This window comes from Caloramator sp. E03 (genome assembly GCF_006016075.1).
In the GTDB taxonomy this organism is placed as follows: domain Bacteria; phylum Bacillota; class Clostridia; order Clostridiales; family Caloramatoraceae; genus Caloramator_B.
Map to the genome: position 1 here is coordinate 303,950 of NZ_CP040093.1, position 20,111 is coordinate 324,060.

Here is a 20,111-nt window from a genome sequence, read left to right on the forward strand (position 1 = left end):
TTTTCTATTCGAATTCCTTTATTATATTTGGAATATCATCTGGTGTTAATCTACCGTAAACCTTACTGTCTATCATCATTACAGGTGCAAGTCCACATGCTCCAAGGCATCGAGTAGCCTCAAGTGTAAACTTCCCATCTTTTGTTGTATCATTAACCTCTACACTTAATACTTCTGATAGTTTATCAATTATTTGCTGAGCACCTTTAACATAACATGCAGTACCAAGGCAAACTCTTATTATATGCTCACCCTTTGGTTTTAAAGAGAAAAATGAGTAAAATGTAGCAACTCCATAAATTTCTGTCATTGGAATATTAAGTTCCTCAGAAACTTTCTTTAATATATCTTCAGGAAGGTAACCATAAACATTTTGTATCTGCTGTAGAACAGGCATTAACCCACCCTTAACCTCTTTGTAAGATTTTATTATTTCCAGAGCCTTTTCATATCTGTCATCTTTTTCATTGCAACTGCAGCCACAACAGCATTTTTGTTCATTGCCCATAATAAACTCTCCTTTCGTTTGTTATTTGACTAACAATATCATGTTTTATTTATTCAGTTTATATAATACTGGCTAACAAAATCATAAAAGGATTTTATAGTAAAAATTTCATTAGCCAGATTTTCAAGCATACTTTCTTTAGCTCCTTTTTGTTTATTTGCAGTAAAATTTTCAACGTCCTTAATTATTATATTGTTACATGTTTTAAAATTTTCCTCAATTTTATTATCTATGTTATTCATTGCCATATTCTTCATAAGCTGTATTATATTCTGCAAATTTTTATCGTCTTGTTCTAAATCCTTGCTATAATACATATCTATTTGCTTATATAATACATCAGATATCTGCTCTATATATTTATTGATTACTTGTAATTCTTTACCATTATTAATAATACTATTTATTTTAACTTCTTTTACTATGTAATCTATTTTAAGCTCTTTAAGCCTTTTCTTTAAATCTTCAAATTCATCTTTATAAGATATGGATACAATTACTCTATATACATCCTTATCCTTAACAATTGCAGAATCTATTTCATTACGGTTCAATTCTTTTTTAAGCATTTTTGCATTTTCTTGATTTGTAAATACTCCAGTTTGAACATAATAATAATTATAGATATGGTTATTTATCGTTACAGCTTCTGTATCTTGATTTTTACCTTCTATACTTTTATTTGTTATAGGAATAATAATTTTCTTTGCTATAATACTACCACATATAATTGAAACTAAAGGAAGTACAACAAAAAACATTAATAAGGCTTTTGCTCTTTTGGAGTTTTTAACTTTATCCCAAATATCTTTTAAATTAAACCTCATAATAATACCACCTCATCCTCTATGAGGTTCTCTAAAATTATACCAAAATATTGCGGATAATAAAAGTAATTTTTTATTTTTTATTTTTCTGAAAAATTACATTGACAAATAATAGTTAATTAAAAAGATACCTTTAATGGTATCTTTTTAATTAACTATTCGTGTCGCACCTCTATATCTTGAAGCATAATAAGTATCTGAAAGGCTTGTTATTACAACATGTCCAGCTCCTGATGAAGCATGTATAAACTTATTGCTGCCTATGTAGATACCAACATGGGATATCCCCCTATTACTAGTTTCAAAAAACACTAAATCACCAACTTTTAAATTGTCCTTAGATACTGCAAGTCCCTTCTTAGACTGCTCAGATGCTGAATGAGGAAGGTTAATACCTAATGACTTGAATACATACATAGTAAATCCTGAACAATCAAATGCTTTTGAAGATGAAGATCCGTACACGTACTTTACTCCTAAAAACTTTTTAGCATAATTTATAATTCTTTCTGTATCCCCTTTTCCAAGTACCATTCCCGATCCTCTGGAATAGGCAACCCCTCTTTTTGTAGAATAGCTTTTTTGTTTCTTTTTAGTGCTTTTAGTTGATTTTTTGGTATTCTTTTAACATTAGTTGTTTTCTTTACCGTTTTAGTCTTTGAGCTTTTCGTCTTTGCCATTACTTTAAAATCTGTAGTTGGTACTATGAGCAAAAAAATTAAGCAAGATACAATTTAAAAAACTGCTTTCTTCATATCTTTCTCCTTCCTGTCCTCCGAAGTTAGTCTGACGGGTTCGGAGAAGGATTCCCTACTGGAAAATACCAGATTCACCCCACCTTTGGTTCCTCGTACCTTCAAGGATTCGGCAATAAATTCTATTAATATAATATAATAAAATAACTATTTTTTCAATAATATTAATAATTGTTCTATATGGTAATTATTTCTGTTCAACATCTTTTTTGTATATTATTATATTTTTATTATTCGTTACCATTCCTTTAATAATCCTTGATTTTATATATCCATTTTTAACCCAAAAACTTATACCTGAAATATTGTCATCAAAAACAATTGCACAAAATATTTTTATATAATAACTTTTTAAAAAATAATCTTCAAATGATTTTAATATATTTGTTCCTAACCCCTTGTTCCTATATTCTTCCATAATTATAAAAGACATTATCCAAATTTCTTTTTGCATATTATTTTCAATTCTTCCTTTAATTATTCCTATTAACTTTTCATCTATAAAAACTCCACAAAAAAACTCTAAGGAGTTGGTTAACGTTTCAAGATAACGCTCCATAATATAGTTATATGAAATATACTCTTCATTTCCAAGGATTTTACAGTTTTCCTCTGATTGATTTATGCAATCAAGGGCTTTTTCTAAATCCTCTAAGCAAATATTCCTAATTACATAGTTATCATTAACAATTTCAATAGGAATCAATATTTTCCACTCCTATCACTACTTTTACAGTTTATTTAATATAATTTGTATTCTATATATAACAATAAATTCCTTTTCTAATTTTAAGAATATTTTTGTTTCTAAGAATAAACACTCACTATCCTAATCTTCTATTAAAACTATCATAAAATATTTAAAAAATAATGCTTAAAAATAAAAATCGCAAGATCTTAATTCAAAAGATCTTGCGCTAAATTCTTGGTGCGAGAGACGGGACTTGAACCCGTACGTCATGGACACACGCCCCTCAAACGTGCGCGTCTGCCAATTCCGCCACTCTCGCTCGACACGATTTATTATATCAAAGATATAATTTTGTGTCAACAAAAATTTCATTATTCTCCTTAATTTTTTTAAATAAAATTTTTTGTCTTAATTTTTTATTATAAAAAGAGATAAAATGCTTTTATTTTATATATATAATTATATATTTTATAGTTTCGCTTTACCTTTATTATATATTTTCTTGTTTCATCAAAGGGTAGCTCTTCAATTTTTAAATTAAATCCATCTTTTCCTTCCTTAAGCCATTTTCTTACATTTCCTTCTCCTCCATTATATGCCGCAAGTACACAATCTATATTCCCATTAAAACTATCAAACAACTTTGCAAGATAAAAACATCCATATTTTATATTTATCTCTGGATCATAAAGCATTTCACTTTTAAAATCACTATCACCTATAAGCTTTGCAATATAAGCCCCTGTGCTTGGAGTTATCTGCATAAGCCCAAGGGCTCCTTTATTTGATTTTGCTGATGGATTAAACTTACTTTCAGCCCTAATCAATGAATAAACTAGATAAGGATCCAAATCATACTTTTGAGAATATTTACTTACTTTTTCTTCAAAATAAACGGGATAAAATCTTTTTAATACAGTTTTATGGTTTACTATCAAAATAAATATAAAAATTATTAATACAAACTTAATTATTCTTTTAATCATTCAGTCCTCCATAGAAATTATTTCCTCTATAATTTTACATATCTGTTGCTTTGTATATTCTCTACTTCCGTTATTATCAATTATATAATGTGAATATTTCATTTTTTCTTTAAAACTCATTTGAGACTCTATTCTTTTTTCAGCTTCTATTAAGGATATATTATCTCTTTTTATCAGTCTTTCCACTTGTGTTTGTCTATCTACATAAACAAGTATTACAATATCTGTTATACGATAAAGTCCAGTTTCAATCAAAAGTGCTGCATCTATAAAGCACAACTTAAAACCTTCTGATTTTATTTTTTCAACCCTTTCTGATATTTCCTTTATTATCTTGGGGTGCATTATTCTATTTAACGTCTCAAGTTTGTTTTTATCAGAAAAAACTATACATCCAAGCTTTTTTCTGTTTAAAGTGCCATCTTCATTTAAAATTTCTTTACCAAATTCACTTTCTATCTCTTTTAAGGCTTCACTACCTTTATTTACTATCTCCCGTGAAATAGCATCAGCATCAATTACAGGTATACCTTTACTTTTTAGTATTTCCGATACATAACTTTTTCCTGATGCTATTCCTCCTGTAAGTCCTATTATTTTCATACTTCTCACCTACTTTGCCTCATACCAATCTTTTCCCCATTTAACCTCAGCTACTAATGGAACTAAAAGCTCAACCGCATTTTCCATTTCTTCTTTAACCATTTCTGCTACATACTGCAACTCATCCTTATGGACCTCTAAAACAAGCTCATCATGCACCTGTAGCAAAAGTCTTGATCTTAGCATTTCATCTTCAAGCCTTCTATCAACATTAACCATGGCTATTTTTATTATATCAGCTGCTGACCCCTGAATAGGAGTATTCATAGCAAGGCGTTCCCCAAATGCCCTAAGCGTTCTATTGCTTGAATTTATTTCTGGTATATATCTTACCCTGTTTAATATTGTCTTTACATATCCGTTTTTACGCCCTTCCTCTATTGCACTATCTAAATATTTTCTTACTCCTTCATATCTTTTAAAATAATTTTCTATATAACTCTTAGCTTCCTTTCTACTTATTTTTAAATCTTTAGCAAGACTAAAGTCACCAAGACCATATACTATCCCAAAATTAATAGCCTTAGCTCTGCTTCTTTGCAGAGGGGTAACCTCTTCCATAGATACTCCAAAAATTTCTGATGCCGTTCTCCTATGTATATCCTGATTATTTCTAAAAGCATCTATCAAATTATCATCCTTTGATATATGAGCAAGGACTCTAAGCTCTATCTGAGAATAATCAGCAGATAGTATAACATAATCCAAAGACGAAGGTTCAAAAGCTTTTCTTATTTGTCTTCCCTGCTCCATTTTTATAGGTATATTTTGAAGATTAGGTTCTGTACTTGAAATTCTTCCTGTTGCAGTAACAGTCTGATTAAAACTTGAATGAATTTTGTTATCTTCTGAAATACATGCAAGTAATCCATCTACATAAGTTGATTTTAATTTTACCATTTGTCTATAGTTTAAAATCTTCTCAACTATCTCATGTTTATCATAAAGTTCATCTAATACCTCAGCATCAGTTGAATAACCAGTTTTTGTTTTTTTAATTACTGGTAAGTTAAGCTTTTCAAACAAAATAACCCCTAGCTGTTTTGGAGAGTTTATATTAAATTCTTCTCCCGCCAAGTCATATATTTCCCCAGTAAGTCTATCTATTTCCTCACTTAATTCAAATCCAATATTATGTAAAGTTTCCCTGTTCACTTTAAAGCCTCTAATCTCCATATTAGCTAAAACTTTAATTAAAGGCATTTCAACTTCTTTGAAAAGTGTATTCATCTGTAAATTATCAATTTTATTTAGCATATTCTCCTTAATAGCATCAAAATTTTCAATAAATAGTGCTCCTAATTGTTTTATATCATTTAAATCCTCATCGTACAATATACCTGCAAAGTTTTTTAATATATTTACTAAATCATAACTATTTTCTGTCGGATTTAAAATATATGCTGCAATTTCAGCATCAAAAGCTAAATTATTCAATTTAATACCTTTACTGATTAAATAATTGTATACATACTTTGCACGATATGTATTTTTACCTACTGCTTCAGATTCAAAAACCTCCTTAAAATCAGTGATAAAGCTATCTGAAACAAAATACTGCCCGTTAATTATCATTCCTTCAACTTCTTTATTATCGTCATATATAAAAATAAAATTAAATACTTTCTCTTCAACTATTTTATTGATTATTTTAATGTCTCTTTCATAAGGCTTTATTTCACACTTTATTTCTTTATTTATCTTGGCATTATTTAGTGTTACGGTATTTATTCTCTCCATCAAACTTTTAAATTCAAGTTCAGAAAATAACTGCTTTATCTGTAAAACATCATAGTCTTTCGTTCTTATTTTATTCAGATCAATATCAATAGGTACATCTCTATTTATTGTTGCAAGCCTTTTACTTAAAAAAGCCTGTTCTTTATGCTGCATAAGAGTTTCTTTTAGCTTTTTACCATTTATATTTTCAACATTATTAAACACATTTTCAATAGTTTTATATTCGTGTAGCAGTTTTAAGGCAGTTTTTTCTCCAACACCAGGAACACCTGGAATATTATCTGAAGAATCTCCCATAAGTCCTTTTAAATCTATAATTCCTTTAGGTTCGAGCCCGTATTTTTCCATTATAAACTCTTTATCGCAAATATCCGTTTCAGAGATACCTTTTTTAGTTATCACAACCTTTGTATAGTCAGATACAAGTTGAAGGGCATCTCTGTCTCCTGTATATATAATAACCTCAAGATTTTCACTTTCAAATCTTTTAGATATTGTTCCAATTATATCATCAGCCTCATAACCTTCTAGTTCAAATATTCCTATGTTAAAAGCATTAAGAAGCCTTTTTACTGGTTCAAACTGCTTTGATAGCTCCTCTGGCATCTTCTTTCTTCCAGCTTTATATTCTTCATATTCTTTGTGCCTAAAGGTTACTTTTGATTTATCAAAGGCTACAGCTATATAATCCGGCTTTATTTCATCATAGATTTTTAAAAGCATCGTAGTAAATCCAAATACCGCTCCTGTCGGCTCCCCCTTTGAAGTTGTCATAGGAGGGAGAGCATAGAATGCTCTATTTAATAAGCTATTTCCATCTAATATTACAAGTTTTTCCTTATTCACTATAATCTCTCCTAACATTAGAAAAATAAAAACAACTTTACATATTAATTATATATAAAAAAAATAATATATAAAAGGACAATAAAAAATAGCCCGAAGGCTATTTTATTACAATTTTAATAAAATAATATTCTTTATTTTGGCTGTAGCTATTTATTCCCGAAATACCTGTATTACTATACATTGATGATTGACTGTTTATCATATCATATAAAACACTAAAATCCTGCCTTTGAATTCTATATATGCTATTCTTTGTATCTATCAGTACTATATTAGGATTGTTATATATAAAGGATAAAACGCTTCCCTGATTTTTATCAACCGTTGCTATATAATCAACTGGAATTGAAGTTGCAATTAATGTAGTAAATAAGGAGCTTTTTGATACACCACTATCAGTACCTGTGCTTTGCAAAGAAAATAATGCTTCATCTGAATTTGAATTATCCTGAACACTTTGACTATCTTCTGAAGTTATCGTATATATATTACCACTTCCAACATCGCTAACAACAGATTTTTCAACTTTTTTATTATCTAATGCTATTAATGTTTTTGTAGTCTTTGTAGTTTTTTTAGAAGTCTTTGCTCTATTACTTGTTGTATTATTTTGTTTTTCACTTACAAGAGAAGTTGCATTACTATTTTCCTTTGCTACAATATTATTGGTTTTTATATGACTACTATCATCTTTTATTTCACTATTAGATACATTTAATTCAATATTGCTCTTTACAGTTTCATTTTCAGATTTTTGAGGAGATTTCAATGTATCCTTAATTCCAGTAATTGAAATTATAAAAACAAGTATCGCAGCTGCAATTGAAGAAAAGGTTTTATACCACAGATTTCTTCTCCTTACTTTTTCATTTCTTATTGTTTTCATAATGCTTCCATGAAGTTCATCAGGTACTTCAATTTCAAGCTGGGAAAGCATTCCTGCTTCAATGTCATATTCTTTTTGCTTAATTTTATTAACATATTCATGATACTTCATTTCAGCACCCCCTTACTATACCACATTTTATAAGTTCATTTCTAAGGCTTTCCCTTGCCCTGTTTAGCCTTGATTTAACAGTTCCTACTTCAATACCTAATACATCTGCTATCTCCTGATAGGATAAACCGCTTATATCCCTTAAAATAATTATAGTTCTAAAATCATTGCTAAGTCTTAATATGCAATTTTTAATATCATGCTGCAATTCTCTATTTTCAATTACATTCTCAACTTTACTTTCTATATGACCTTCTGAATTTAAAATATCTTCAAAGGAAAGTTCTTCCTTTCTTCTCTTTATGTAATCCATACATGTATTATATGTAATCCTGTACACCCAGGTCGAAAACTTGCTTTCCCCTTTAAATTTTTGAATTGATCTATATATCTTAAGGCTTACCTCCTGTGATGCATCCTTTGCATCTTCCATATTTTTCAACATATAATAACACAGGTTATAAATCTTTTTTTCATAGCTTAATATTAAAGTTTCAAAAGCTTCTATATCGTTCTGCTGGCATCTATATATAAGTTCTCTCTCTTCCATATCCCTACCCCCTTACTACTATGCCCACATAAATGTCATAGGAGTTTTTTGTTTTCTCTATTAGATAACCAGAGAATTTCTTAAAAAATTCTGTTATAAATTCAAAGATAATTACACTATTGCTAATAACTCCATGGGTGGGGATTATGTATAAATTCTTAAATATATTCTTTATATTGTTTTTACATAAATCAATATATCCTACAATTGAAGATTTTAATTTAAAATAAACATGAATAACTTTAAAGTTAACCATACTACTATCAATTATATTTATAATATTTATTGTCCTATTTATTATTTTGACGATTAATTCTTTTAAAAGTTCCATACATATCGTATCAATTAAAACTCCTATTGAAATTTTCCTATTACTTGAATTTTCATAAATATAATTTATATTATTAATTTTATTTATAATCCTTTGACTTCTTTTAAGCTTCTTATCTTTTATATCTATATCAATCACATTCTTAAAAAGAAAAATATTAAAAAATTCAATAAGAGCTCTCCCCATGGATTTGCCGGCATCAAGTAACCATATCAAAAACATCACCCCTAAAAATCAAAACAAAGTTTTCTTATTTATTTTATCATATAATAAGACTAACATCATTAGATAATTATATGCAATTTTGTACAATTGCTGATATAATCTCATCTTTGACAGTTGCGAGAAGCAAAAAGCCTGTAGAACCATTGAATATCAAGGGCTCTCAGGCTTTTATACTTTTCAAAAAAGTGAACAATGTTTTTTATTTTTTCGTGTCTTTAAAAATTTTCTTCATTTGTTTCATATTAATTATTTGATAATCCGTTCTAAAGCCAAATTTGTCATGTAAATCATCTGTAAAATCAGTCCTTGTATATATTGGAATATAGCCCTCATTCTTAATCTCATAAAAATTCATTTCTCTAAGTCCTGATATAATATCGCTACACGTATATTTTTCTGAAAGCTTTTTTTCTAATAGCCTATATATCATCAGGGAAATGAAACAAGTTGTAAAATGCGCTTTTATTCTATCATCTCTTCTTAAATATACTGGTCTTGCCTTAAACTCTGATTTCATAATACGGAAGGACTCTTCTATTTCCCAACGCCTTCTATTAATTTTTATAATTGCGGCAGCATCATCACTTATATTTGTACATACTGCGTAAAAACCATCATACATTGCCTCTTGTGCTATTAAATCAGCATTAATGCTGTATAATTCTTTTTCAGCTACTTCACCGTCAGGTGTGTAGTGAGTCTTTGAAATAAAGCGTTTGTAATCATTAGCATTACATTTCTTCAATTTTGTAGGATTGGTATCAATAACCTCTTGAGCTCTCTCTATTTGGTTACCTCTTATAGTTCTTTGATAGTTTCTATATTTCAAGGAAAATGTTACAATAAGTTTTTGTTCAAGCCCGTCTTCTTTTATCCAGCGTTCCTTATAAAAAATTTTATTAATATCTGCTTCTTCGTTAATTTCGTTTAAATTATATACTTTGTCTGAATCGCTAAGATGCCATCCTTTGGGGTCTAACGCCCATTCTTTTAAATGTGATTTTAATTTTTTAATAGATTGTGTAGTAATAAAAGCTCGATTTTGTATATTATTAAATTTTCTATTAGCTGTAGATGCAAGCCCTGCATCTGTACAAATGATAAATTTTGAAAGCCCAAATTCGGATATAATTTTTTGCTCTAAAGGTTTTAAAGTTACTTGTTCATTAGTATTACCTTTGTTTATACAAAATGCAAGGGGGATGCCGTCTCCATCCATGAAAAGTCCCATTTGAACAATTGGATTGGGTCTATGTTCCTTCGATACTCCATACTGTTTTAATCCTTCTTCCTGTTCAATTTCAAAGAAATAGTTGGTGCAGTCATAATAGAGAACTCCTTTATTACGATTGCAAACTTTAAGACTGTTCTTATATAATTCTGACTGAATAAAATCTGTTTCTTCTGAAATTACTTCTAAAGCTCTATAAATATGCTGAAGCTCAAAATCAGGCTGCTCAATAAATTTTTTTGATAGTTCGTATGTAGCAAGCTTAGATGATGGATAAATAATTCTTGCATAAATTAATCTTGATAGTATTGAATTTAGATTAAAATTAAATTTATGTTTATCCGAAATATTTTTACAGATATTTTGCAGCCCAAGCTCGTTATATATTTTTTGTAAAAACAAGTAACTACCATTAAAAGTATGCTGTTCGTCTTTGTTAATTTGTTTAACAGGCGAGTATTTTACTAATATTTCTCTTTTCTCTTCTTTTTCTTTTCTATTTAACTCTTCAACGTACCTCTTCCCCCATTCTATAGGGTCTTGTCCGTTTAGTTTTTTTAAAAGTTCATCATAAGTGCCAAGCTTCTCAACTACTTTTGAAGTACGATTGCCTTTTTCATAAACAGATTTAACTACGTATAAGGATGCTGCATTTTTTGATTTAACAATTTGTAATCTCATTTTTTCACATCTCTTCATATATTTATATCTATATTATAACACATTGTTACACATTGTGCACTATAAAAATTTAAAATTTGACAAAAAAATAAGCCTATATCAAGGCTTTAAGGCACTTTTTTTGTCTTGCAACTGTCAAAGACCCGAGCTCTCCCCATGGATTTGCCGGCATCAAGTAACCATATCAAAAACATCACCCCTAAAAATCAAAACAAAGTTTTCTTATTTATTTTATCATATAATAAGACTAACATCATTAGATAATTATATGCAATTTTGTACAATTGCTGATATAATATATATAGTTTTATTTAATAATGAAAGGAGGTAATATTATGTTTTGGAAACAATTGCTTATTGTATTTGGGCTTGCCACATTTTCTTTAGTTATATTCTATTACATAAGAGCAACCATACTATTAAAATACAAAATTAACAAGAATTATTTTCTTGTACTTTTAATAATTATATTTATTCTTCCGCTAATTTTTCAAAAACAATTTACGTCATCAATTTGGATTCAATATTTGCAAATCTTATTAGTGTCTTTATCTTTTCTTTCATATATGGAAATTGTAAAAATAAACAAAGCCGAAAAGAATAAACCAATAATAGGTAGGCCTAAAGCAAAACCTTCAAGAGCAAAAAATAAAGATGTGAAATAGACTTCTTTTATAGAAGTCTTTTCCATTATATTGACATAATCTTATTATTGTGATATTATGATATTGTTCTTGCCGAAGTGGTGGAACTGGCAGACGCGCCGGACTCAAAATCCGGTGGAGTAAAATCCGTGCGGGTTCGACCCCCGCCTTCGGCACCAAAAGTAAAGGTTTCTCTTAATTGAGAAGCCTTTACTTTTTTTATAAAAATTTAATTATAATTTAAATAAAATAGCTCAATAATAGGTAAATCCCAATATATAACATTTAATTGTGTTTTTCTTTTTAACTATTATGTTTTATAATTAAAATATAGAATATATTTTATAATCATAATTTAATTAATTTTTAGTTATTATTTTTTATTTTATAACATTAACCACTATAATTATTTCCTCTATTACATTCAAATAAATCTTAGGGGGTAGTAATAGAATGAGAAAAATACTTGTAACTGGTGCTTTAGGGCAAATAGGTACTGAACTTGTACTATATCTTAGAGAAATATACGGAAATTTAAACATAATAGCAAGTGACATTGCCCCTAAAGGACCTGAAAAGGTTCTCAAAGCAGGACCTTTTGAAATCGTGAACGTACTTGATGCAAAACGAATAAATGAAGTTGTTGAAAAATATAAACCTGATGTTATTATCCACCTTGCAGCAATATTATCAGCAGTAGGAGAGAATAATCCAGCTCTTGCATGGAACGTAAATATGTATGGGCTTTATAATGTACTTGAAGTTGCTAAATCAAATGGTTGTGCAGTATTTACTCCAAGTTCAATAGCTGCCTTTGGGCCTTCAACTCCAAAAGATAAAACTCCACAGGATACTATTCAAAGACCTACAACTATGTATGGAGTAACAAAAGTAGCTGGAGAATTATTGTGTGATTATTACTTCTATAAATACGGTGTTGATACAAGAGGCGTAAGATTTCCGGGGCTTATATCCTACGAGGCCCTTCCAGGTGGAGGAACAACAGATTATGCTGTTCACATATACTATGAAGCAGTAAAAAACAAAAAATATACATGCTATATAAAAGAAGGAACATATATGGATATGATGTATATGCCAGATGCACTTAATGCTGTAGTAACCCTTTTGGAAGCTAACCCTGATAAGTTAATTCACAGAAATGCCTTTAACATTACAGCAATGAGCTTTGCACCTGAAGATATATACGCCGAAATTAAAAAGATAATACCTGAATTTACAATGGACTACAATATTGATCCTATAAAACAGAAAATTGCTGAGTCTTGGCCAAATTCCCTTGATGATACTGCCGCAAGAGAAGAATGGGGATGGAAGCCAAAGTATGACCTTCCTCTTATGACAAAGGATATGATAGAAAAACTTAGCATAAAATTAAAGTAGGAGATAATCTCCTACTTTTTGCTTGTAAAAAAAGCTCTGCAAGCTCTGTAGAGCTCGTATATATCTGCCTTACTTGTAATTTCAAATGGAGAGTGCATACCAATTATCGGTAAAGAAATATCTCCAGCTTCAGCACCATATTGCCCAAGTATATAGGATATAGTTTCACTTCCTCCCCCATCTACTTTTCCAAACTCTGCATGCTGCCATATTATATCGTTTTCGTAAAAAATACTCCTTAAATAATTTAAAAATTCTGGACTCGCATCATTAGTTTCAATTTTTCCTTTAACACCGTTATATTTATTTATTACAACACCACATCCAAGATAGGCAGTATTATTTACATCAAACACTGAACTATAATTAGGATCATAAGCACATATACCATCGACAGAAAGCATTTTTGAATTCTTTAATGTTTCAAGAAGCTTTAATCCATTATAACCACAGGTTAAATCTAATATTTCAGATACAACCTGTTCAAAGAATTTAGAATGAGCACCTGTGCTTCCAAAGTTGCCCGTTTCTTCTTTGTCCACTAAAAGTACCGCATTTGTTTTATAGCTATCCTTAACTTTTAACAAGGCACTAAATGATGTAAAAACCCCTGCTCTATCATCCTGTCCATAAGCCATTATCATACTTTTATCAAGACCTGAATCCCTTGCAATTCCTGAAGGTACTGCTTCAAGTTCTGCAAAAACTAAATCCTCTTCATTAATCTCATATTTTTCATTTAAAATATTTAAAATGTTATGTTTTACTTTTTCATCAACAGGGAAATCACTAGGTATGCTACCAAATACTATGTTCAAATCCTCTCCATTAATACCTGTTAATAGGTTCTTTTGCATCTGCTCCTCTGATAAATGTATTAGTAAATCGCTAATATAAAAAACAGGGTCTTTATTTTCTTCTCCAATGTTTATCTCTATTATTCCCCCATCTTTTTTTATTACAATACCATGAAGTGCTAAAGGTAATGTTGTCCATTGATATTTTTTTATTGAGCCATAATAATGGGTATCAAGTAATACATATCCTCTGTCCTCATATAAAGGCTTTGGCTTTATATCAAGCCTTGGACAATCAGTATGGGCTGCAATTAGATTAAAACCTTTAGTCATGATTTCATAACCAATTACAAAAAAAGCGGCTCCCTTGCCCCTATTTATTTTATAAACTTTATCTCCTTCTTTAAGTTTTCTACCCGTAGAAATTACTTCATCAAGGTCCATAAAGCCATGTCTCTTTGCAACTTCTATACAATAGTTTATAGTTTCCCTTTCCGTTTTAACCTTAGACATGAAATCTTTAAATTCATCTGTAAAATAATATAATTCCTTATCATTTATCCTTTGCTTCCAAAGGCACTTTCTAACCATTTTTAGATCATTATAATCTTTAAATCCCATCATTATCCCCCATATTTATAACCATTTTTTTCTTTTAAAATAAACAAAGAGGCAAATAGATACAAAAGCCATAAGAAATAAAGAATAAAAATAACCAAACTTCCAAGAGTATTCAGGTATTTTAAAATTCATACCATATATTCCTGTAATTAAAGTAAGTGGTGAAAAAAATATTGCTATAATAGTAAAAAGTTTCATAAGACTATTAGTCTTATTGGCAAGTTCAGCTTCAAAGGCTTCCCTTACAAGTACAATATACTGTATTAAACTCTCTAAAGAAAACATAAGTTTATCAATCTTTAAATTTATCTGGTTAAAATATTTGATACATACTTTTTCAATTATATTGTTTTCATTGCAAAGAAGGTTATCCCCTATATATCTTAAAGGTGCAACACATCTTCTTAATGTATGAACCTGATGCCTTAAATGCAAAAATGCCTGTAAAAAGGAGCCTTCAGGATTTTTCATCATCTGTATTTCAAGTGCATCTGCTGTATTTTCAAGTTTACTTATAATCTCATAGTCGTTTAATATTAATCTATCTAAAATATAATACAGAAATTTGGAAGGAGATCTGTCCTTTGAAAAGAATAAGCTATTTTTATAGTTTAATATTTCTTCCTTAAGTTCCTTTAGTATCTTTACATCATTTTTGGAAACCGTTATAATGTAATTTTTGCCAAGATATATGTTAAATTCATCAGGCTTTACTACTCCATTCTCATATTTTAATGAGTTTAAAACAAGAAATGTATAATTATCATAAAAATCCACCTTTGCAAACTGACTTATGCTTTCACATTCACATAAGGTATCATATTCAAATGAAAAAAGGCTTTGATTTATTTCCCTTAATTCCTTCGGATTTAAATCAATCCAGTAAAAGCATTTATCATCAAAATTAATATTTTTGTAATCGATCTCATTAATTTCCTCATCAATTGAATATACATTCATTAAATATCACCAATTTTAATTATTCCCTTTTCAGTTACCAAATAATCCATTTTTATATCATGTTCATCATGAAATACATCATCAATTAATTGAAAGCCATAACATACACCTATTTTTATTCCATCATAGTCCTTTAAATACCTATCATAATATCCAGCTCCATATCCTATCCTGAATCCTTTATAATCAAAAGCAACTCCTGGAACAAAAACAATATCTATATCGTTTTTATCTATAATCTTAGTATCATTAGGCTCTAATGTACCATAAGTACCAATAGAAAGCCCATTCATATCATTTATAGAACAGGCAATGATTTGCCCTATATCCTTTAAAGTCTTTGGCAAAGCTACCACTTTTAAATCCTCTAATGCCTTTATTATTATCTTTTTAGTTCTAACCTCACTTTTTATGCTGCTATAAAGCATTACAACTTTCGAATCTTTAAATATCTGCCAATCAAATATATTATCAGTTATTTTAGTACTAATCTCATCTAAAATTTTTTCATCATAGCTGTTCCTTAATAATATCATATTCTTTCTTATTTCTTTTTTCATATATGACTTCTCCATGCTTAGTGTTTGTGCTCATCGCAGCCACACTTTTTTTGTATATTATGTTTATATCCCTTTTCATCAACTATCTTTATATTCTCAAGTTGAGCTCTTAAATTCTCTTTAACTGCCTCTACATATAACCTTCTTAGCATTTGCTGTTCAATTTTTTCTTCTTCAGTCAATCCTTCATTAACCTGTTTTTTATAAAGCTCGTTTATTCTTTGAATTTGTTCCTTTGTTATCATAATATCATCCTCTCTTTAAAACATATTTATATATTAAAGGTATTAACGAAACTATTATAACCAAACATAATGATAAAATAAACTTTTTTGAATGTATATTAATAAGGTTACTTCCAAGATATGTATAAACGAATGCTCCTGGTAAGCTACCGATAAATGTTCCAAATATAAAGCTTGATAATTTAACATTAGAAAGTCCCGAAACATAGCTTATGGCATCAAAAGGGAATATAGGTATCATCCTTAATGTAGCAATATATAAGGCACCTTTTCCCTTTAATTTTTCTTCAATTGGCTTTATCTTATCTCCAAATAGTTTAATTAAATAATCACTTCCAAAACACCTGGATATTTCAAAAGCAAGTATACCACTTAAAGTTACTCCAACACAGGTTAATATAGAGCCCCAAAATGCACCAAATGTTATACCTGAAGCAATAGCAAAAACTCCTGCAGGAAGAAGAAATAATGAGCGTATTAGGCTCAAAATCAAATATAAGATTATAGCATATTTCCCATAAGATTTCATAAAGTCCCTGAAATATTCCGGGCTTTTTGTAATATATACTATATCTTTTCTAAAGTAAAGTATAACTATAATTAGAATGCATAATAATAATATAGTTATTGGCCTTTTTTTTAACATCTAATCATCCCCAAAGAATTTTATACTATATTATGCATTTTAACAATTACTTATTTAAAAAAATCACCTTAAGAGGTGTATAAATCCTTTTACCGTTTATTTGTTCACTTTTCATAATAACAATCTTGTCAAATAAAATTTCTTTATTAAATAGAGATATTGCCTTATCACATAGATTTTGAAAAGATACTTTAAGCTCTACATCTTGAGCTATTGTAACATGAGGTATGTATTTGTTTTCTGATTTAAATCCATATTTAGAAGTTATCTCGTCCACAATATAATATAAGTTTTGAATGCTCTCTAAAGGTTCTTTTGCTTTTATAAAAACTGTTCTTATAATTTTGTTAATTCCGAAGGCTCCTATTCCACTAAAATTCAACTTAAAACTTTTAAAGTCTTTGAGTTTTTTATTCAAATCCTCATATATCAATTCTATAGTTTTTAAATCTGTTTCTCCTAAAAATTTCAATGTTAGATGGAAATTATCTATATATTTAAACCTGCCTGAAAAACTGTTGTCCTTAATAAACTTTTGAATTTTCACTATCTCATCCTTTGTATCTTTATCAAATTCAAGTGTAATAAATGTTCTCATATTAATACCACCTTTCAAAATCCTTAAATTTTAAGTTATCAGAAAAAGTTATAATTTACAACTAAAAATTAACCCCAAAGCTATTCTTTATTGTTATTAATAACATTTATATTTATTTAAAAAATGAGCCTACATACTTCTTAAGCTCTATAGAAAATCAGTTAAGACGTATATAGACTCTAACCTACTTTATAATTTTATAAATCCTCTCTTATATTTATTAAACTGCTATTTAACTTATGAATTGCATCCACAAAACGTACAACACCCGTTTCATATCTCATAACAACAGAATGAGTTTTAACTATATCTTGCTTATAGGTAATTCCTTTTAATATGTCACAATCAGTTATTGCCGTTGCTGCAAAATATACATCATTTGTAGTTATAAGTTCTCCTATACCTAACACCTTGTTTACATCCTCTATTCCTGCTCTTTTACACATAGCTACTTGCTTTTCGTTTTCTGGTAATAGCTTTACCTGCATCTCTCCATCAAGGCACTTTAAAGCTGCTGCTGCAAGCACTCCCTCTGGTGCTCCTCCTATTCCAATTAACATATCAACACCAGTATCTTCAAAGGCTGTTGCAAGAGCAGCTGCCACGTCTCCTTCTTTAAATAGTTTTACTCTTACTCCTATTTCTCTTGCTTGTTTTATCAAATTTTCATGCCTTGGCCTGTCCTGTATCATCACAGTAATCTCAGCTATATCCTTATTTACTGCCTCTGCTACGTTATATATATTTTCTTTTAAGGATGCATTGATATCTATAACACCTTTCGCTTTTGGCCCTACTGCAATTTTTTGCATATAAATCTGAGGTGCTTTAAAAATACCTCCTTTTTTTGCAACAGCAACTACAGAAATAGCATTAGAACTTCCTTTTGCAACGAGTATTGAACCATCTAAAGGATCCATTGCTATGTCATACTCCTCTTGTCCATCTTCCCACATACCTACTTTTTCTCCGATATAAAGTATAGCATTTTTTTCAAGCTCACATTCTCCAATAACCACTCTTCCTTTAATGGGTAACAATTCAAAGGCATGTCTTACTCCATCAACTGCTGCTCTTTCTATAAGCTCAACGCTTCCTCTTCCAAGATATTTTGAGCAAGATAAAGCTGCTGCCTCTGTAACCCTTACGATACCCATTGCAATATCAAATCGTTCCATACAAAAACCTCCAAAAATTGATTCTTCAAAATATTATAACATATAATATTTTCTATTTAAATATTGTCATATACAAAATAAGCAAGTAGAGTAATCTACTTGCTTAATAATGTTACATTATCCTTGTAGGTATTATCATATCGATTAATCCGATAACCAATGCAGCCAATATTGCTCCCCATACACTTACAGCAACTCCTTTAACAACAAACTGGGTTAGATATATGATGAGTGCTGAAACCAAAAAGCCAACCAAACCTTTTCCAAAAGGCGAAGCATTAAAGTTAAATAAAGCTGCTATAAGGTAATCAAGAAGTGCTATAACTATTGCTGCTAAAATAGCTGTTCCCATTCCAGCAACAAAAAACCCAGGAACTAAAAAACTAGTTATTAGCAGAACAATAGCAGCAACAAAAAATCTTATAATAACTCCCAAAAAACTGTGATGCCTTTCGTTAGAAGTATCAGCCAATTAAAATTCACCTCCAAAGATAGTATTTACTATAAAAATAAAAATATGCCCAAAAAATAATAAAAAATCTATCCTGAATAGGATAGATTTACTGGTAGTCCTAAGGGGACTCGAACCCCTGTTACCGCCGTGAGAGGGCGGCGTCCTAACCGCTAGACCATAGGACCATATTAAATTGGTAGTCCTAAGGGGATTCGAACCCCTGTTACCGCCGTGAGAGGGCGGTGTCCTAACCACTAGACCATAGGACCACTGACAAATATTAGTTTATCATATTTTAATATAATGTCAATAGCAGAATATAAAAAAACTCCCAATATGCCGCTGCCTGTTAATTTCATACCCGCACTCTCTGCAGGTGGGTGCCCTACGAAGTACCTCTGCAGTTCTACCATTGCAGACATTGCATCATTACCTCGACGCGGACTCCCTTATTAAATCTGTCGGTTGAAATTACAGGTCTGACGAACATCTCAGGATTTATCGTAAGTTTATTATAACAAAATAAATTTATTATGTTAAGAGAAATATAAAACCAATTTTCTCAATAATTACCCAAGGGGGAGAGGGTAGCTTATTTATATATATCTATAAGCAATCCTTTTATCTCTTCAATTTTATCTGCAAGCTCAATTGTATCTTTTTGATTTTCTATAAGTTCCTTAGTTATTTCATCAAGCTTTTTATTTATTATTTCAATTCTAACCCTTATTCCATAATTAAAAGGTCCTGCCTCTTTTTTTAATATGTAAACATTTTTAACTACATAAGATAAATACTCCTGTATCTTTGATTTATATTCTTTTGCATCCTCTAAACTTCTTGTTGAAATAAGTTTTTTACCAAGCTTTTCTATATCATTAAGCAATTCTAAAAGCCTTTGCTCAGCTTGATCCTTATTTGCCATGTCAAGAGCAAGTGAAAATGATTCTGTTTTTATATTTCTACTTATTGTAGAGGTTTTATTTATATTCGTAGTATTCTTGGTCTTATTTACCTTCATAAGAATCCT

Annotated in this window: 23 protein-coding genes, 4 tRNA genes, 1 other RNA gene and 1 riboswitch; of the genes, 3 read left to right on the forward strand and 25 right to left on the reverse strand. The window is 29.6% G+C overall.

Annotation, left to right across the window (positions count from 1 at the left end; translation table 11 throughout):
• Positions 1–4: 4 nt before the first annotated feature.
• The 13 genes from nuoE to FDN13_RS01690 form a co-directional block, all read right to left on the reverse strand.
• A complete protein-coding gene (gene nuoE / locus FDN13_RS01630; RefSeq protein ID WP_138978583.1) occupies positions 5–508 on the reverse strand; it encodes an NADH-quinone oxidoreductase subunit NuoE in 504 nt (167 codons plus the stop codon).
• A gap of 53 nt (positions 509–561) precedes the next feature.
• Entirely contained in the window at positions 562–1,335 is a 774-nt protein-coding gene (locus FDN13_RS01635) for an SPOR domain-containing protein (RefSeq protein ID WP_138978584.1), read from the reverse strand.
• Positions 1,336–1,482: 147 nt separating this feature from the next.
• Positions 1,483–1,869: a C40 family peptidase gene (locus FDN13_RS01640; RefSeq protein ID WP_138978585.1), complete on the reverse strand. Its 387-nt coding sequence runs from the start codon at positions 1,867–1,869 to the stop codon at positions 1,483–1,485.
• Positions 1,833–2,015 (reverse strand): hypothetical protein, encoded by a 183-nt coding sequence (locus FDN13_RS01645; protein WP_138978586.1) that lies wholly within the window; start codon positions 2,013–2,015, stop codon positions 1,833–1,835. The genes FDN13_RS01640 and FDN13_RS01645 overlap by 37 nt, the downstream gene beginning before the upstream one ends.
• Positions 2,016–2,089: 74 nt before the next feature.
• A riboswitch (cyclic di-AMP (ydaO/yuaA leader) is annotated at positions 2,090–2,215 on the reverse strand.
• Positions 2,216–2,277: 62 nt separating this feature from the next.
• Positions 2,278–2,796, reverse strand: a complete 519-nt coding sequence (locus FDN13_RS01650) for a GNAT family N-acetyltransferase (protein ID WP_168190032.1) — start codon at positions 2,794–2,796, stop codon at positions 2,278–2,280.
• A gap of 220 nt (positions 2,797–3,016) precedes the next feature.
• Positions 3,017–3,100 (reverse strand) — tRNA-Leu (locus tag FDN13_RS01655).
• Positions 3,101–3,200: 100 nt separating this feature from the next.
• Positions 3,201–3,767, reverse strand: coding sequence for a lytic transglycosylase domain-containing protein (locus FDN13_RS01660; protein ID WP_138978588.1), 567 nt, complete (start codon positions 3,765–3,767; stop codon positions 3,201–3,203).
• Positions 3,768–4,370: a dephospho-CoA kinase gene (coaE, locus tag FDN13_RS01665; RefSeq protein ID WP_138978589.1), complete on the reverse strand. Its 603-nt coding sequence runs from the start codon at positions 4,368–4,370 to the stop codon at positions 3,768–3,770. It abuts the gene before it with no gap.
• 9 nt (positions 4,371–4,379) lie between these two features.
• Complete coding sequence (gene polA, locus FDN13_RS01670; RefSeq protein WP_168190033.1) at positions 4,380–6,956, reverse strand: DNA polymerase I; 2,577 nt, start codon at positions 6,954–6,956, stop codon at positions 4,380–4,382.
• Positions 6,957–7,056: 100 nt separating this feature from the next.
• The gene (locus FDN13_RS01675; protein WP_138978591.1) at positions 7,057–7,956 is read right to left on the reverse strand and encodes a hypothetical protein; all 900 of its coding nucleotides are present in this window, start codon (positions 7,954–7,956) and stop codon (positions 7,057–7,059) included.
• A gap of 1 nt (position 7,957) precedes the next feature.
• On the reverse strand, positions 7,958–8,506 hold the full coding sequence (locus FDN13_RS01680; protein WP_138978592.1) for an RNA polymerase sigma factor: 549 nt from the start codon (positions 8,504–8,506) through the stop codon (positions 7,958–7,960).
• Positions 8,507–8,510: 4 nt separating this feature from the next.
• Positions 8,511–9,053, reverse strand: coding sequence for a hypothetical protein (locus tag FDN13_RS01685; RefSeq protein ID WP_138978593.1), 543 nt, complete (start codon positions 9,051–9,053; stop codon positions 8,511–8,513).
• A gap of 208 nt (positions 9,054–9,261) precedes the next feature.
• A complete protein-coding gene (locus FDN13_RS01690) occupies positions 9,262–10,974 on the reverse strand; it encodes an IS1634 family transposase (protein ID WP_138978594.1) in 1,713 nt (570 codons plus the stop codon).
• Between the two features lie 335 nt (positions 10,975–11,309).
• Between FDN13_RS01690 and FDN13_RS01695 the strand changes: the two genes are divergently transcribed.
• The 3 genes from FDN13_RS01695 to FDN13_RS01705 all read left to right on the forward strand — a co-directional run bounded on the left by FDN13_RS01695 (position 11,310) and on the right by FDN13_RS01705 (position 13,022).
• Positions 11,310–11,639: a hypothetical protein gene (locus tag FDN13_RS01695; RefSeq protein WP_138978595.1), complete on the forward strand. Its 330-nt coding sequence runs from the start codon at positions 11,310–11,312 to the stop codon at positions 11,637–11,639.
• A 71-nt stretch (positions 11,640–11,710) separates the two neighbouring features.
• Positions 11,711–11,797 (forward strand) — tRNA-Leu (locus tag FDN13_RS01700).
• Positions 11,798–12,071: 274 nt separating this feature from the next.
• A complete protein-coding gene (locus FDN13_RS01705; RefSeq protein WP_138978596.1) occupies positions 12,072–13,022 on the forward strand; it encodes an L-threonine 3-dehydrogenase in 951 nt (316 codons plus the stop codon).
• A gap of 11 nt (positions 13,023–13,033) precedes the next feature.
• On the opposite strand, the gene FDN13_RS01710 is transcribed toward FDN13_RS01705, so the two are convergent.
• From FDN13_RS01710 to FDN13_RS01765, 12 genes are all read right to left on the reverse strand, one after another.
• Complete coding sequence (locus FDN13_RS01710) at positions 13,034–14,440, reverse strand: aminopeptidase (protein WP_243120245.1); 1,407 nt, start codon at positions 14,438–14,440, stop codon at positions 13,034–13,036.
• A gap of 15 nt (positions 14,441–14,455) precedes the next feature.
• On the reverse strand, positions 14,456–15,400 hold the full coding sequence (locus FDN13_RS01715) for a magnesium transporter CorA family protein (RefSeq protein ID WP_138978597.1): 945 nt from the start codon (positions 15,398–15,400) through the stop codon (positions 14,456–14,458).
• On the reverse strand, positions 15,400–15,960 hold the full coding sequence (locus FDN13_RS01720) for a 5-formyltetrahydrofolate cyclo-ligase (RefSeq protein ID WP_168190034.1): 561 nt from the start codon (positions 15,958–15,960) through the stop codon (positions 15,400–15,402). Before FDN13_RS01720 ends, FDN13_RS01715 begins: the two co-directional genes overlap by 1 nt.
• Before the next feature lie 17 nt (positions 15,961–15,977).
• The gene (locus tag FDN13_RS01725) at positions 15,978–16,205 is read right to left on the reverse strand and encodes a DUF896 domain-containing protein (protein WP_138978599.1); all 228 of its coding nucleotides are present in this window, start codon (positions 16,203–16,205) and stop codon (positions 15,978–15,980) included.
• Between the two features lie 4 nt (positions 16,206–16,209).
• The gene (locus FDN13_RS01730) at positions 16,210–16,851 is read right to left on the reverse strand and encodes a TVP38/TMEM64 family protein (RefSeq protein ID WP_138978600.1); all 642 of its coding nucleotides are present in this window, start codon (positions 16,849–16,851) and stop codon (positions 16,210–16,212) included.
• 46 nt (positions 16,852–16,897) lie between these two features.
• Complete coding sequence (thpR, locus tag FDN13_RS01735; protein WP_138978601.1) at positions 16,898–17,449, reverse strand: RNA 2',3'-cyclic phosphodiesterase; 552 nt, start codon at positions 17,447–17,449, stop codon at positions 16,898–16,900.
• 197 nt (positions 17,450–17,646) lie between these two features.
• Positions 17,647–18,627, reverse strand: coding sequence for a class II fructose-bisphosphatase (gene glpX, locus FDN13_RS01740; RefSeq protein ID WP_138978602.1), 981 nt, complete (start codon positions 18,625–18,627; stop codon positions 17,647–17,649).
• A 112-nt stretch (positions 18,628–18,739) separates the two neighbouring features.
• On the reverse strand, positions 18,740–19,099 hold the full coding sequence (locus FDN13_RS01745; protein WP_138978603.1) for a phage holin family protein: 360 nt from the start codon (positions 19,097–19,099) through the stop codon (positions 18,740–18,742).
• Positions 19,100–19,191: 92 nt separating this feature from the next.
• Positions 19,192–19,266 (reverse strand) — tRNA-Glu (locus FDN13_RS01750).
• A 9-nt stretch (positions 19,267–19,275) separates the two neighbouring features.
• Positions 19,276–19,350 (reverse strand) — tRNA-Glu (locus FDN13_RS01755).
• A 55-nt stretch (positions 19,351–19,405) separates the two neighbouring features.
• Positions 19,406–19,582: non-coding RNA, 6S RNA (gene ssrS, locus FDN13_RS01760), on the reverse strand.
• Between the two features lie 91 nt (positions 19,583–19,673).
• Complete coding sequence (locus FDN13_RS01765; protein WP_138978604.1) at positions 19,674–20,102, reverse strand: YaaR family protein; 429 nt, start codon at positions 20,100–20,102, stop codon at positions 19,674–19,676.
• Between the last annotated feature and the right edge of the window lie 9 nt (positions 20,103–20,111).